The following is a 15,726-nucleotide window of genomic DNA, read 5'->3' as shown; positions in this document are numbered from 1 at the left end:
TTTTTCATTTTTCGTACAATTCATCGTGTACGTTTATGTGTGTTATTATACCATAAAATTTTCTTAAAAAAAGCGATTAAAGCTAAAAAATTGTCTGAAAATTGTGCGCAACTTTTCAAAAAAATGCTTTGAAGCTTGAAATTACTGACTTTTTATGGAGCAAAAAAATTTTTAAAATAAAATTTTTCTTTACGAATGCGCTTTCCTACAAACAACCGATCTAATTTCTTATGTTAACAATTATGTTGAAAAAAGACGTTACTCCTCAAAATCAGGTCGCATTCTTTAGGTTACATTTCAAACTAGCATTTGGCGTAAGCTCATCGTGCTCACCGACCATTCTCCAAAGATAAACTGGTGTACTATTTTTTTGATTTTTCATTGGAGAACTTCAAAAAAAGAAGGGAAGAGTCAACAAACTTTTTTAGCTTGTCAATTCTTCTCTTCAACTTGAAGTTGATATCACTATTCTAAGTGATCTGCTAGTTCTTCTTCATATTTGGCATTTGATTTGGCTTTTTCTTTCAACCATTTCTCACGCGCTTTGTAAAATTCTTTTGCGGTGACAGGTTCATCAAGAAGTTTCTTATATTTGAAACTAGAGTTCCCTTTTGTCCCTGTCCATGAGAAAGCACTTGAGTAAGGCTTGAGTTTAGTAACAATTGGACTTCCGCCACGTGTAAAAATTGGAATCATAACCGCGCTGTCTGTGAAGGCTGCTTGTGCTTTTGCATATATTGTATAACGTTTTTGCAGATCATTAGTTTCCTTAACGGCTTCATCCAGATAATCTTCAAAAACATCCAATCCAACTTGGTGAACAATATCTGCATTCTGACCAGGATTTAGCCCAACATAGTGAATGTAGCTGCCATCTGTTGGTCTATAAATATCAAGGAAAGTAGAAGGATCATCATAGTCTGCTGACCAACCCTCAATAGCTAAATCCCAATCCTTTTGCTCTGCATTATTTGCAAAATAGGTCGTGTTATTATAATCATCAGTAGTCAACTGATTGATATCAATCACAACATTGTCTTTCCCAAGAGAAGCTTCTAGGGATTGTTTGAGAGAGTTTGCTTGATTGACACCCACCGAATAAGTTTGGTCAACAGAAATATCCAAGTGAATCGGGAAGGTAACACCTTCTGATTGAAGAACTTCCTTAGCTTTTTCAAATGATTTTTTTGCTTTTTCTGGATTATAAAATCCATCTTGTGCATCTTCAAGATTGACATCTTTCCAAACATCTCCATAATTGTCAAGTTCTTCTTTGACCGCGGTTCCAAAATCTTTGGTGCCAATTTGAACAAATGTTGGAGGAACTACTAAATTACGGAGCGACTTACTAGCGGCTTGTTCTCCAACCTTTTGAGCATTAAAAGCCTCACGATTAAGAGCAAAGCCGATTGCTTGACGGAAATCTTTATTCAAGATAGCTGTTTTCGTATCATTTTTCTGACTGTCTGATGTTTTTTTGGTAAATTGGTTAGCCGTACGATTCAAATTAAAATGCAGCGAATAAACAGTGCTATCTTGAAGTCCAAAAACAATATTTTTATCATACTTCTTAGCCGCTGACTTGTAACTTGAATCATTAGGATTCAAACTTAGAGCCGAATACACCCCGTCATCAAAATTTTTGTAGATGGACTCAGTTTCAGAACCATCATTGTAAATCAATTTGATTTGGTCAATGTGAACATTTTTCGCATCCCAGTAATTAGGGTTCTTCTCAAAAGAAATTTCAGACTTAGCAGTTAGATTTTTCAAGAAGTAGGCACCATTATATAGGATACTTGAAGGATCCGTTGTCCCAAATTTTTTCCCTTTGGATTCGAGAAATTCTTCGTTTACAGGAAAGAGAATCTGTGCCGTCGTTTTAGAATTCCAAAAACTTTCTGGATTATTTAGCGTATATTGAACGGTATAATCATCCAGGGCTTTGACACCAACAGTTGAAAAATCTTTCGTTTTCCCTTTGACATAATCGTCCAAGCCCTTGATGGAATCTTGAATGAGATAAAGCGCTGAGGATTCCCCCTCCACTGCATGTTTAATACCTGCCACAAAATCATTGGCTGTAACTTCAGCATACTCTTCTCCCTCAGAAGTGTACCATTTGACACCTTTTCTGAGTTTGTAGGTGTAAGTCAATCCATCTTTTGAAACTGTCCAATCTTTCGCTAGCGATGGGACTAAGTTTCCGTATTGGTCATTTTCTAATAACCCGTCAACTCCATTTGTAGTGAGATCTGAAGTTGTCGCATTAAAATTGACAATATAATCCAGCGAATCTGGATCGGTTGCATAAACGTATTGATACACTTTCTCACTTGAACTATTCTTATTGCTGCCGCAAGCTGTCAAAGCCAGAAAAGATAAACTAGCAACTCCTAAAACAAGAAGTTTTTTCCTCATCAATGTCATAAAGTTCCTCCTATTTATTAGAACAGACGGTAATAAAAATTCATATTATGTCATTGTCCAATCCATCACAATAGGCTATTTCTTCATTTTTATTCAAACGAAGGTCTATTGCTTGTATTTTATTATATCATACTTTTTAAGAATTATTTATGTTTTCTGAAAATTTCGCTAATTTATTTTTTTACAAGACTTGTGATATAATGAAGAAAAATGATTTTGGGACACTGATATACATATGAAAAAATTTTTTGCGCTCTTCATTGTTTGCCTTACCCTCATAGGTACAAAGGTTAAAGCTGAAGAATTTGATGTTGCAGCTAATCATGCTCTAGCTGTTGAACTTACTACTGGAAAAATCCTTTATGAAAAAAACGCCGACTCTCTGCAGTCCGTAACGTCTTTAAATAAACTTTTGACCATTTACATGGTTTACAAAGAAATTGCTGCTGGTAGATTATCTTGGCAAAGTTCTGTTGATATTTCCGATTACGCTTATGCACTAACGACTGATTACTCTATTAGTAACGTGCCTCTGGACGCTCGGAAATATACTGTTGAAGAACTTGTCAAAGTAACACTAATCGCTAATGCAAATAGCCCTGCCATTGCCCTAGCTGAGCATATCGGAGGCAGTGAAAGTAAATTTGTGGATATGATGCAGGCCCAACTTCAAGAGTGGGGAATTACCGATGCTAAGTTAATCAATGCTTCTGGACTACCAAATAGCTATCTTGGAGATAATATCTACCCGGGATCTAGTAAAAAATCTAAAAATAAATTAAGCGCCTACGATCTTGCTATCATTAGTTATCATTTGGTAAAAGATTTCCCAGAAGTTTTGAAAATAACAAGTTCACAAAGCACAGACTTTGAAGGCTATACCTTGTACAACGACAACTATATGCTCAAAGACTTGCTTTATCAACGTTCCGGTGTAGATGGGCTTTTATTGGGAACTTCAAAAACTGCCGGTGATTCTTTCATAACGACAAGTACTGAGAATGGTATGAAGGTGCTGACAGTTATTCTTGGAGCTTCTGGTGCTGAGAGCAACAGCTATGCTAGCTTTGATGCAGCAAATGGATTGCTTAACTACATTCAAACTAATTTTAAACTTTCAACCGTTCTAAAAAAAGGCAAAACTTACCAAAATAGCTCTATCAAGGTCATTGATGGTCAGGAAAACCAAGTAGCTAGCGTTGCCAAAAATGATTTTAAGGTGGTAAAAAGTAAATCTTCCTCTTCCAAACTCTCACTTAAAGTCAATTTAAACTCAAAGGCTCTTGTTGCTCCTGTCGCAGCAGGGCAAACGGTTGGAACAGCTAGTTTTGAAGACCCTGCTTTGATTGGTCAGGGCTACTTAGAACAAAAGCCAAGCATAGAACTTATCACAAAGACTAGCGTGAACCGAGACTTTTTCCTTACCGTTTGGTGGAATCACTTTGTTAACTATGTTAACGAAAACCTCTGAACTTTAAGAACTTTTTGAAGGCTAAACTCATAACGAAAAATTAGTTTAGAATTGAGACAAATGCAGCCAGCAGGCTGCAACTTCAGCTTTCTAAAAAGTTTCCCCTGAAATTTCAGTTAGCTCTCGCTACTAAATAACACATGCACGCTTCAGCTTGGAAGCCACAAAATGGATTAACAAAGTCATGAAAAACAAACCAAAAGAATCTAACTATAGTCAATTAGTTTATCTTTTATTACTTCGACGTAAGAGGAAACTCCGTTTCCTTATTTCCAACTTCAAACACTCCACTGGATTGTTTGAACTCGCCTTGTCGTACTTTACGAAAGTGACTTGCTTCGCATGTCTTATTTCCAACCTAGAACAGCCTAGAGGCTGTTCTAGCAACCTGCAGCTCGTTGCCTTGTACTAAAAGCAAACTAAAAGACTATAACAGTCATTTGTGAAAAAGAGAAAAACGATTAGACCAACCCCCGTTTCTTTCTTATTCCTATCTTCAAACTTACTTGGACAAACCTTTGACCAAGCGTGGGTAACTTGTTACAATAATGCTATGAAAAAATACATCCTAAGTCTTTGCTTTCTTTTAATCCTGTTTTTCACCTCTGCTGTTGCTGCCGAGGAACCTGACATCGCTGCTCAAAATGTCATTGCTGTCGAGACCAGCACAGGGAAAGTTCTCTACGATAAAAATGCTGACAGCAAAAATTATATTGCCTCCATCAGTAAAATATTGACTATTTACTTGGTTTTGGAAAACATTCATGAAGGAAAATTAAGCTGGGACACCGAGGTAAGTTTGTCTGACTATGCTTATGGATTAGTTGAAGACCCAACCATCAGCAATCCCGGAATGACCAACCGCGTCTATACTGTCCGTGAATTAGTCAATGCCAGCATGGTAGTCAGTGCTAACAGCGCAGCCATTGCTCTAGCTGAAAAAGTTGCCGGTAGCGAACCAGCCTTTGTGGATCTGATGCGCGCTAAGCTTGAGGAATGGGGAATTACAGATTATCAAATTGTTAATTCAAGTGGCTTAAACAATAGTGCCTTGAACGGCAATATCTATCCTAATTCTGGTGAAAATGATGAAAACATGCTCAGCGCCAAAAGCGTTGCCATCATTGCCTATCATCTCATCCAAGATTTCCCTGAGATTTTAGACATTAGCAGTCAGTCTAGTGTTGAGTTGGGAGATGAAAGCTATGCTACCTCTAATAAAATGTTAGCAGGGCAAATTTTGGAGCGTCAGGGGGTTGATGGTCTAAAAACTGGAACAACAGAGTTAGCGGGGCAAACCTTGGTTATTACTAGTAAAGAAAATGGCATGCGCATTATAGCTGTTATTCTTCATGCAGACAATGCTGACAGTGATGACTATGCACGTTTTACTGAAGCCAATAAACTGCTAGATTATCTCTATCAAACTTTTGAGTTGACCGATTTATATAGCTCTGGACAACATTTACATTCACTGGCAATCAGTAACGAAAGCACCAAAAAAGTGACCCCTTATGTCAAAGATAGCCTAACTGTCGTTAGACGAAAGGGAAGCGATGTCAGTGAAACTATCACACTTGACTTAGCTTATAATAAACTGACCTCACCTATTTCTAAAAATCAAAAAATAGGCCGGTTAATTTTTAACGATCCAGATGTAATTGGTGATGGTTATCTCTTTAAAGAACCATCCATCTCTCTTTACTCGTCTGAAAAAATCACACAGAGTTGGCAAAGTCACCTTAAAGCCTTTTTTCAAAACCTTCTTAAAAAATTTTTCTAGCTTTAGGAATCAGTAAAGACATTTACTGATTTTTTTGTTATGATATAATCATACAATACAATCTGTCTGAGGAACTAAATTTGAAAATCCTATTATATATTTTGACTTGCCTTTTGGCTTTTACTACTGTTTCAGTCGTTGCCGCAGAAGACAGCAGCGCCGCTAGTACTAAAGATATCATGCAGATTACCCGTGATGCAGGATACGATGTTTCTGACATTAACCGCCCAAAATCTTCAATTGTAGTTGATGGCAGCACTGGCAATATTCTCTGGGAAGATAACATTGACGAGGTTCGCGATCCCGCTAGCATGTCCAAAATGTTCACCCTCTATCTGCTTTTTGAAGAGATGGCTAAAGGAAAAATCACACTTGATACTACAATTACAGCCACTGAAACCGATCAAGCAATCAGTCGAATCTACGAAATTTCTAACAATAATATCGTAGCGGGCGTTGCCTATCCTATCCGTGATCTTATCACCATGACCATTGTCCCTTCATCTAATGCGGCAACAATCATGATTGCGAACTACCTTTCTAATAATAACGCGTCAGATTTTATTGATACTATCAACAAAACCGCTAAATCACTTGGTATGACTAACACCTATTTCAGCAATGCCAGCGGAGCTGTTGCCGAAGCTTTCCAGGGTTACTATAACCCTGAACGCTATGATTTAAGTGCAACAAATAAAACTACTGCACGTGATCTAGGTATTCTCATTTACAATTTTATGCAAAAATATCCTAATATTGTTAATTTTGCAAATCAATCTGAAGTAAGTGTTATGGTAGGAACTCCTTATGAAGAAACTTTCCATTCTTACAACCATTCTCTTCCTGGGGGCGCCTACCCTCTTGAAGGGGTAGATGGTCTAAAAACTGGTTCAAGTCCAAGCGCAGCCTTTAACAGTATCGTAACAGCCAAAAGAGGAGACACTCGCTTGATTTCTGTTGTCATGGGAGTTGGAGATTGGTCTGATCAAAATGGTGAATATTATCGCCACCCCTTTGTTAATGCCCTGTTAGAAAAAGGTTTCGCTGATGTTCAGGAAATAAACAAATCGTCACAGAAAGATAGTAAAGTCGAGACCGTTGCTCCTCGCTCTACTACAAAGACTATAAAAAAGACTGAGAAGAAGACTTTTTTTGAAACTGTTGAGACTTTTATTAGTCAGCATAGCCATTTACTTATTGGTCTTATCGGCTTCCTAATTGCTCTGCTATTTATCCTACTGCTGATTACCTTTAGACAATCACGATCATAGAATCTTTTAGTTGAGCTTTTATAACTTTATGCAATAATCCAGCACTGCTTGCAAATCGTTGGAACATGTGGAATTAAAAACCATTACTTTTGTGACAAAGTCAGTAAGATAACTCGATAACTCACTATGAAGTGTATTCATTTATGAGCTTTGTTTTAGCATAAAGTTTTCTGATTTTCTTCAAAACAAAAATGAGTTGTTTTTTCAACTCATTTTATTTATACTTAAACGTCTTAGAGTAGGCAAGAAAACCAAGGTAATACTCAATGAAAATCAAAAGTAGCCTAGGAAACGAAGCCGACGATAGAACTTGAGTTCATCAAGGCAAGTTGACAACGGATAATTTTGATTTTCGAAGAGTATAAACTGAAAAACTATTTTTCAACGATATTAGCCGACAGAGCCTTCCATTTCGTAGCTAATTAGACGATTAAGCTCAACGGCGTATTCCATTGGTAGTTCTTTGGTAAATGGCTCCACAAATCCCATAACAATCATTTCTGTCGCTTCAGATTCAGACAACCCACGACTCATGAGGTAGTAAAGCTGTTCTTCTGAGATTTTTGAAACTTTAGCCTCATGCTCCAATGCTACTTGCGAATTGTGGATTTCATTGAATGGAATGGTGTCAGAGGCCGATAAGTCGTCCATGATGATAGTATCACATTCAATGTGGCTGACTGATTTAGTTGAGTCTTTATTAAAAGTAACCTGACCACGATAATCAACTTTGCCACCACCCTTGGCAATTGACTTGGAAACAATAGATGAAGAGGTGCGTGGTGCATTGTGAATCATCTTAGCGCCTGTATCTTGGTGTTGACCTTTGTTGGCAAATGCGATAGACAGCATTGTTCCACGCGCTCCTTCACCATCTAAGTAAACTGATGGGTATTTCATGGTTGTCTTGGCACCAAGATTACCATCAATCCATTCGACAGTAGCGTCTTTCATCGCCTTGGCACGTTTGGTTACCAAGTTATAAACATTGTCCGACCAGTTTTGGATTGTTGAATAGCGCATATACGCCCCATCCAAGGCAAAAATTTCAACAATGGCCGCATGTAGGCTAGCAGTGGAATAAGTCGGAGCTGTACATCCTTCTACATAGTGAACACTCGCTCCTTCATCAACGATAATAAGAGTACGCTCAAACTGACCTGTGCCTTCGTTATTGATACGGAAGTAAGTTTGCAGTGGAATATCTACTTTTACACCTTTTGGTACATAAATAAAAGTTCCACCAGACCAGAAAGCAGAGTTTAACGCAGCCAACTTGTTATCAGTTGGAGGTACTAATTTGGCGAAGTATTTTTTAAAAAGCTCAGGATATTCTTTGAGAGCAGAGTCAGTATCAGTAAAGATAATACCTAATTTATCATACTCTTCTTTCATATTATGGTAGACCACTTCAGATTCATACTGAGCCGAAGCACCCGCCAAAAAGGCACGTTCAGCTTCTGGAATACCAATTTTTTCAAAGGTATCTTTAATCTTTTCAGGTACATCATCCCAAGAGCGTGCAGGTTTATCGGTCGGTTTTTGATAATAAATAATATCATCAAAATTAATATCGGACAAGTCTGCTCCCCAAGTTTGCATAGGCATTTTGTTGAAGGTTTCTAGAGATTTCAATCGAAACTCTAACATCCATTCAGGTTCACCTTTTATTCGTGACATTTCACGAACTGCAGCTTCTGTTGGTCCCTTTCCTGTACTTGCGATAGGTTTCACATCATCATGGAAACCAAATTTATAATCACCGAGGTCAATCGGTTTCGGTTCTACTTTTTCGTTTTCTGACATAGCAGCCCTTCCTATTTTTTCTTGACGTTCAATAACTTTTTATCAAAAACTAAACGACAGTGATACAGATAGACTTGAAATTCATCATATCAAGTCAACACATCTGAAATTGATTCTCAAATGAGTAGTAAACGGTACTAGCTATCTAACGCTGTCTGACAGCTTACTGTCCTAGTTCTTTATTAGTGAAGAGACAACTTTTCCTCAAGAAGTCTCCTCACTGCGTTCAATTGACTTTTTTAGTGCATTCCAAGCCAAAGTTGAACATTTGATACGCTGCGGAAATTTTGATACTCCTGCGAGTAAGCTAGCTTCTCCAAGACTTTTTTGTTCAGGACTTTTTTCTCCTTGAACCATTTTTGAGAAAATTTCAGCTAGTTCTAAAGCCTCTTCTTTTGTTTTTCCAATTACTGCATCCGTCATCATGCTTGATGAGGCCGTTGAAATCGTACAACCATCTCCTGCAAAAGCAATATCCGAGATAAGATTGCCATCAAACTTCACTGACAAACTAATGACATCACCACAAGTTGGATTATTAAGCTGAACTTGTTCTACCCCTTCTAAAAATCCATGATGGTGAGGATTTTTTGAGTGATCAGAAACCACTGCCATATAGAGACTATCTAATCTAGAGAGTGCCATTGAAAAACTCCTTTGTTTTGATAATGGCTTCGACAAGTTTGTCGCAGTCTTCTTTTGTATTGTAAATGTAAAAGCTAGCGCGGGCAGCAGAATGAATTCCTAGATGACTAATAAGAGGTTGAGCACAGTGATGACCCGCACGCACTGCTACACCTTCATAATCAAGGGCGGTCGCTACATCATGTGGATGCAACCCATCAAGATTAAAAGCAATAACACCAGTGTGTTTACTCACTTCTTGAGGACCATAAACTGTCAACCCATCGATAGCTTGTAGTTTAGGTAGAACATAGGATACCAATTCATGCTCATGAGCTTGAACCTTGTCCATTCCCAGTTCTGTTAAATAATCAATAGCAGCACCAAGGGCAATCGCGCCTGCAATATTCGGCGTTCCAGCCTCAAATTTCCAAGGTAGGTCAGTCCAGGTAGATTTCTGTTCATGAACAAAATCAATCATTTCCCCACCAAATTCTACTGGGCTCATTTGGTTTAGAATTTCTTCCCTACCATAAAGAACACCAATACCTGTTGGCCCAAGCATCTTGTGACCAGATAAAGTAAAGAAATCACAATCTAATTCTTGAACATCAATAGTCATATGAGGAGCTGATTGAGCACCATCCACAACCATATAGGCTCCAACCTCATGGGCTAGCTCTGCTATCTCCTTAACTGGATTAACACAACCTAAAACGTTAGAGACGTGGGCAATGCTTACAAATTTTGTTTTGCTTGAAAGTTTGCTACGCAAGTCAGTCATATCTAGAGCGCCATCTTTAAGGTAGACATAAACTAAGTGTGCGCCGTTTTTGCGACAAACCTCTTGCCAAGGTACAACATTGGAGTGATGCTCCATAATAGAGATAATAACTTCATCATCTTCTTGTAGCACTTCATCTGCAAAATGAGTTACCCAATTAAGTCCTGTTGTAGTCCCTCGAGTAAAGAGAACCTCTTTAGTTGATTTAGCATTGATAAAAGCACGCGCCTTTTCACGACTAGCTTCATAAGCTGCCGTCGCACGTTCTGCCAAAGTATGCACCCCACGGTGCACATTAGCATTATCCTTTTCATAATAGTTATTCAAGACTTCTAAAACTTGCTTAGGTTTTTGTGTCGTAGCTGCATTATCAAGATAAACCAACGGCTCATCATTAATAATCTGCTCAAGAATAGAGAAATCCTGACGAATTTTTTTATCTAGTAAAGCTGTCATCTTATCGTCCATCCAATTTGTTATCGAGTACCCCAATCATTTCATCACGAACTTCCTTAACTGGAATTTCTGTAATAACTGTCCCTAGGAAACCGCGAATCACTAAGCGTTCAGCTGTTGCTTTATCCAAGCCACGACTCATCAGGTAATACATGTCTTCTGGATCTACTTGACCAATCGAAGCCGCATGACCTGCCGTGACATCATTTTCATCAATTAAAAGAATAGGATTGGCATCTGATCGGGCTTGGTCAGATAGCATCAGCACACGGCTTTCCTGCTGAGCATCTGCTCCCTTAGCTCCCTTGATAATATGACCAATTCCGTTGAAGGTCAGGGTGCCGCGCTCTAAAATAACTCCGTGTTGTAGAATATGACCGACAGAGTTGCAACCATAATTAGTAACGCGTGTATCAACCCCTTGTACTTGACGACCAGATGAAGCCGCAACAACCTTGAGGTTAGCATGGCTACCATTACCAATTAAGTCAGAGTCAAAGTCTGCAATGACATTACCTTCGTTCATAACCCCCAAAGCCCAATCGATAGTTGCATCGTTGCCATGACGGCCACGACGACTGATGTAGGTTGTGACATTAGCACCAAGACGATCAATGGCTGAGAATTTCACTTGGCTGCCCGCCTGAGCGATAACTTCCACACTAATGTTGGCTGTCGCTTTCTCACTACCATCACCGATAGTCTCAAAGCGTTCCAAGTAGTTGACCTTAGCATTTCGACCTACAATAATGAGGATGTGTTTGTTAAATGGCACAGCACTTGTGCTATCTTGATAAAAAATTCCTTCAATAGCCTGGTCAAGTTCGACATTATCAGGAACGTAAAGAACTGCTCCGCTATTGAAATAAGCCATGTGATAAGCCGACAATTTATCCTCATCAAAGGTAAGAGCTGTCCCAAAGTGCTTCTCTATTATCTCTGGAATTTCTTCCAAAGCAGAATAGAAATCTGTGAAAACAACTCCCTTAGCCGTTAGGTCCGCTGGCAATTGTTCAAAGACGGTTTGTGTACCAACTTGAACCAGCTTAGGGTTATCCCCTAATGCTGTAAAGTCTGGAACATTTGCCGAATACTCGCTCTCCGCGATCGTACCATCACCTAAATTCCAACGATGGAATTTGACACGTTCGATTTTTGGTAACTCTAAATCATCAATTTTATCAAAAGCAGCTGAGCGGCGCTCTTGCAACCAGCTTGGTTCAGCATGTGCTTGTGAAAAAGCTATAATTGTATCTTTTGTCATCTTTTGTACCTCTTTTCATTTGTTAGAAGTGACAAATCAGACTTCTTCATTGTACTCAAGACCGAGTTCTTCGGCTAATTGGGCATAACCTTCTTTTTCAAGACGAGCAGCAAGTTCAGCTCCACCTGAAAGAACCACACGACCGTCCATCATGATGTGAACCACATCTGGTGTGATGTAGTTGAGGAGGCGTTGGTAGTGAGTGATAATCATAGCTCCAAAACCTTCGCCGCGCATAGCGTTAACTCCTTTTGAAACAACTTTGAGGGCATCGATGTCAAGACCTGAGTCAATTTCATCAAGAAGAGCAAACTTAGGTTCAAGCATGAGGAGTTGAAGAATTTCATTACGTTTTTTCTCACCACCTGAGAAACCTTCATTAAGGTAGCGCTCTGCCATTTCTTCTTTCATGCCTAAAAGTTCCATTTTTTCATCCAATTTTGTGATGAAATCCATGACTGAGATTTTGTCATCATCCTCTTTGCCGGCATTCATAGCTGCACGGATAAATTCGGCATTGGTAATCCCCGGAATTTCTGATGGGTATTGCATCGCTAAGAAAAGTCCCAAACGTGCTCGCTCATCAACTTCCAATTCCAAAATATTTTCTCCATCAAAAAGTATCTCACCTTCTGTAACTTCGTAGTTTGGATTGCCCATGATAGCTGCTGAGAGGGTTGACTTTCCTGTTCCATTTGGTCCCATAATAGCTGCAATTTCACCTGTTTTAAGGGTTAGGTTAACACCTTTGAGAATTTCCTTATCCTCAATCGAAACGTGAAGGTTTTTTATTTCAAGTACAGACATAGTCCACTCCTTAATCTATCAGACTAGAGCATTGCTCTGATAATCTATTATATTATTTTATAGAATATTATAACAAAAAAAGCCTAGAATGGCTTTCTTCGTGTTTATCATTTTTTCTTTCTTTGTTGCCATTTTAAGAGACTAGCTTGACGGTAATCGCTATTTCCGATGAATTTTAGAACGTTAAAAAGCGGTGTCCGTCCTTTTCCCCAAATTTCTATACCTTCAATCAGAATTTCAATACCAAATAAAAGTCCGACTATGAGCAGAAGTCCACCAATACGGCTAGAGAGGTTGAGTAAAAGCGATGTCAAAGAAAAGAGCATAGCAATTCCGTAAACAACCAAAACTGCTCCACGATGGGTAAAGCCCATGGCTAGCAGACGGTGATGCAGGTGCATTTTGTCAGGTTCATAAAATTTCTTCCCCGACAAGGTTCTGCGAATAATGGCTACAAACGTATCAACAATAGGAACTCCCAATATGATAACGGGTGTCACAACTGCTACAGCAGTGGCATTTTTTAATCCTTGAAGTGATAAAACAGAAATTAAAAAGCCTATCAAAAGCGCCCCAGTATCTCCTAAATAGATAATGGCTGGATTATAATTATATGGGAAAAATCCCACAATAGAGGCTATAAGAACAAATATTGTCAAGGTCAAAAATTGATTAGTGCTTGGTAAAAAGAACTGTGAGACAATTCCCATTGTTAAAAGGCTAATAATAGCAACACCACTCACTAAACCATCAAGCCCGTCCATCAAATTGACAGCATTAGTAATTCCTACAATCCATAAAATAGTAAAAATAAAGGTAAATAGAGGTGTAAAATGAATTAGAGGACCTCCAAAAGGAATTTTAAAACTGTCAAAATGAAAATCGGTAAAAGCCCAAATTACCAGAGCTCCTGCAATTATCCCTATCAATTTTATCTTGGGAGAAAGCTCCTTAATGTCATCAATTAGTCCAGTCACAGCAATAATAACCGCTCCTACTACAATCGGCAGAATGAAGTCAAAGTAGGTCTGTCCAAAGACATTCTTTTCAGTTACAAATGGCATAGCAAACAGTGTACTAATCAAAAAAGAAATCAGAATAGCAAGTCCACCTGCGCTTGGCATAGGAACCTTATTGATACGTCTCGCATTCGGATTATCAACAGCTCCAATACGAAAGGATAAAAATCGAACAAGTGGAGTTAAGATAAGAGATATCAAAAATGCACCGATTAAGACCATTATGTATTCAATCGTAAATGAGTTCATATCACACCAATTCAATTAAACGTAAATTTTCAACAGCATTCTCTAGTAGGAGTTGTACACCATGTTCTTGTAAATAGGCACGTGTCTTCGTTCCAGGAGTGGCGTGCTCCAATAGACGAGCGTACATCACATTAGCATAATAACTTGGTTTGTCAATCAAACTAAGCAAAATAGTCATATGGTAACGATCAGCTTGCTTATAAAGTTCAGAAGCCTCTACTTCAAAATCAATAGCCTTTGAAAAGGAGATAACATCCTCCAAGTTTGCAAAATCCAAGACGTAATGAACATACTCTGTAGGGTTGATTTCCTCTTCTTCAGACAACTTTTCATCTGCCTGAGTTTCACTGATAGCCGCTTCCACCATTTCTTCAATTTTTTCAAGCTTTTCATGCGCCTCAGTGTCACCCTTGGAGCGCATAGATTGCTCTAAAGTCTTGAAAAAATCTTCTGGAGACATGTTGGAAACATCCCCAAACTCAGACAAATCTTCAAAATTCAAATCCTTATTCAGTTCAGACTTGGTCACAAAGACATCAATGCGATCCTTGCGTGGTGTTACTCGAAAGCTCAACATACCGCTATTTTTAAAATTGTCAGGGAGATCAAGTTCATCCATTACTGTATAGAAAAATTCCTCAGTTTTCTCCTGTGGTAACAAGAAATCTTTAAGCTCCATACCATGTTCTTCCAAGTCTTCCATACTAATCGTAATCTTCAGCGTTGTTTCGCTAATTTGTTTCATTTCCATACTTCTTTACCTCGCACGCGTAGTCATTCCATTATACAAGAAATATACTTTTTTTTCAATTTTTTAAAGCAATGAAAAAAAGAGACAGTTTTTTATGAATCATAAAAACTATCTCCGCTCATATTTGTCTAAAAAATCCAAGTAATGAAAGCATAAACCAAAAGAATCGTTCCGAGAACAATACGATATTTCCCAAAGATGGTAAAATCGTGTTTTTTGACATAATCCGTTAAGAACTTAATAGAGTAAAGACTGACCACAAAAGCTGTTACGCTTGCTACAAGTAAAATCAACACTTGTCCAAAATTAAGCACATTACCATCTAAAAAGAATTTTACAGCCTTAAGACCGCTATACCCAAACATGGTTGGAATCGCCAAGAAGAAGGTAAAATCTGCCGCAACTGAACGACTGGTTCCAACAATAATGGCTCCCAAAATGGTTGCGCCTGAACGACTGGTACCTGGAATAATAGCTAATACTTGAAAAAGACCGATGAGAAAAGCTGTCTTGTAGGACATTTTTGCTAAACTAGTCACCGCAGGTTCAACAGTCGCATTCCGTTTCTCAATCCATATGAAAGCAATCCCGTAAACAATTAATGCGATTGCAACTGGCACCATAAAGTTAAAGTGAGCTTCAAACCAATTATCAAAAGGCAATGCAATAATAATCGATGGGATACATGCAATAGCAACCTTAAGCCAAAGTTGCCAAGTCAAACGCACCTCACGTGCCGATTTTCCCGGTTGAAAAGGATTAAGACGCTCAAAGTAAATCACAATAACCGCCAAAATCGCTCCTAACTGGATAATAATATTGAACATATCAATAAAATCCTTAGACTGATTGAGTTTCATAAACTCTTGAACTAAGATTAAATGCCCTGTACTAGAGACAGGCAACCATTCTGTAACACCCTCAATAATCCCCAAAAAAAGAGCCTTGAGCAATTCAATAATTAACATAGCATCTCCTCAATATGTATTCGTTCTAATTATACCAAATTTT

12 protein-coding genes are annotated in these 15,726 nt (G+C 38.4%); 3 read left to right on the top strand and 9 right to left on the bottom strand.

What is annotated here, in order from left to right:
- Positions 1-465: 465 nt before the first annotated feature.
- Positions 466-2,421: a peptide ABC transporter substrate-binding protein gene (locus ABZ559_RS00810; RefSeq protein ID WP_367007668.1), complete on the bottom strand. Its 1,956-nt coding sequence runs from the start codon at positions 2,419-2,421 to the stop codon at positions 466-468.
- Between the two features lie 244 nt (positions 2,422-2,665).
- Between ABZ559_RS00810 and pbp3 (ABZ559_RS00805) the strand changes: the two genes are divergently transcribed.
- The 3 genes from pbp3 (ABZ559_RS00805) to ABZ559_RS00795 all read left to right on the top strand — a co-directional run bounded on the left by pbp3 (ABZ559_RS00805) (position 2,666) and on the right by ABZ559_RS00795 (position 6,955).
- A complete protein-coding gene (pbp3, locus tag ABZ559_RS00805) occupies positions 2,666-3,901 on the top strand; it encodes a D-alanyl-D-alanine carboxypeptidase PBP3 (protein ID WP_367006867.1) in 1,236 nt (411 codons plus the stop codon).
- A 553-nt stretch (positions 3,902-4,454) separates the two neighbouring features.
- On the top strand, positions 4,455-5,684 hold the full coding sequence (gene pbp3, locus ABZ559_RS00800) for a D-alanyl-D-alanine carboxypeptidase PBP3 (protein ID WP_367006866.1): 1,230 nt from the start codon (positions 4,455-4,457) through the stop codon (positions 5,682-5,684).
- 80 nt (positions 5,685-5,764) lie between these two features.
- Positions 5,765-6,955 (top strand): serine hydrolase, encoded by a 1,191-nt coding sequence (locus ABZ559_RS00795; protein WP_367006863.1) that lies wholly within the window; start codon positions 5,765-5,767, stop codon positions 6,953-6,955.
- A gap of 390 nt (positions 6,956-7,345) precedes the next feature.
- Here ABZ559_RS00795 and sufB read toward each other — a convergent pair whose 3' ends face one another.
- From sufB to ABZ559_RS00755, 8 genes are all read right to left on the bottom strand, one after another.
- The gene (gene sufB, locus ABZ559_RS00790) at positions 7,346-8,761 is read right to left on the bottom strand and encodes a Fe-S cluster assembly protein SufB (protein ID WP_018374961.1); all 1,416 of its coding nucleotides are present in this window, start codon (positions 8,759-8,761) and stop codon (positions 7,346-7,348) included.
- 204 nt (positions 8,762-8,965) lie between these two features.
- A complete protein-coding gene (gene sufU, locus ABZ559_RS00785) occupies positions 8,966-9,406 on the bottom strand; it encodes a Fe-S cluster assembly sulfur transfer protein SufU (RefSeq protein WP_018374962.1) in 441 nt (146 codons plus the stop codon).
- Complete coding sequence (locus ABZ559_RS00780; RefSeq protein ID WP_026217069.1) at positions 9,393-10,625, bottom strand: cysteine desulfurase; 1,233 nt, start codon at positions 10,623-10,625, stop codon at positions 9,393-9,395. Before ABZ559_RS00780 ends, sufU begins: the two co-directional genes overlap by 14 nt.
- 1 nt (position 10,626) lies before the next feature.
- Complete coding sequence (sufD, locus tag ABZ559_RS00775; RefSeq protein WP_367006861.1) at positions 10,627-11,889, bottom strand: Fe-S cluster assembly protein SufD; 1,263 nt, start codon at positions 11,887-11,889, stop codon at positions 10,627-10,629.
- A gap of 36 nt (positions 11,890-11,925) precedes the next feature.
- On the bottom strand, positions 11,926-12,696 hold the full coding sequence (sufC, locus tag ABZ559_RS00770; protein ID WP_018374965.1) for a Fe-S cluster assembly ATPase SufC: 771 nt from the start codon (positions 12,694-12,696) through the stop codon (positions 11,926-11,928).
- A 107-nt stretch (positions 12,697-12,803) separates the two neighbouring features.
- Positions 12,804-13,964: an MraY family glycosyltransferase gene (locus ABZ559_RS00765; RefSeq protein WP_367006859.1), complete on the bottom strand. Its 1,161-nt coding sequence runs from the start codon at positions 13,962-13,964 to the stop codon at positions 12,804-12,806.
- 1 nt (position 13,965) lies between these two features.
- The gene (mecA, locus tag ABZ559_RS00760; RefSeq protein WP_367006858.1) at positions 13,966-14,715 is read right to left on the bottom strand and encodes an adaptor protein MecA; all 750 of its coding nucleotides are present in this window, start codon (positions 14,713-14,715) and stop codon (positions 13,966-13,968) included.
- A gap of 128 nt (positions 14,716-14,843) precedes the next feature.
- A complete protein-coding gene (locus tag ABZ559_RS00755) occupies positions 14,844-15,683 on the bottom strand; it encodes an undecaprenyl-diphosphate phosphatase (RefSeq protein WP_273415228.1) in 840 nt (279 codons plus the stop codon).
- Between the last annotated feature and the right edge of the window lie 43 nt (positions 15,684-15,726).

The organism is Streptococcus sp. ZY19097 (assembly GCF_040731245.1).
GTDB classification, from domain to species: Bacteria; Bacillota; Bacilli; order Lactobacillales; family Streptococcaceae; genus Streptococcus; species Streptococcus orisratti.
Note: the sequence above shows the minus strand (reverse complement) of the source record. Positions and strands in the feature narration are given on the sequence as shown.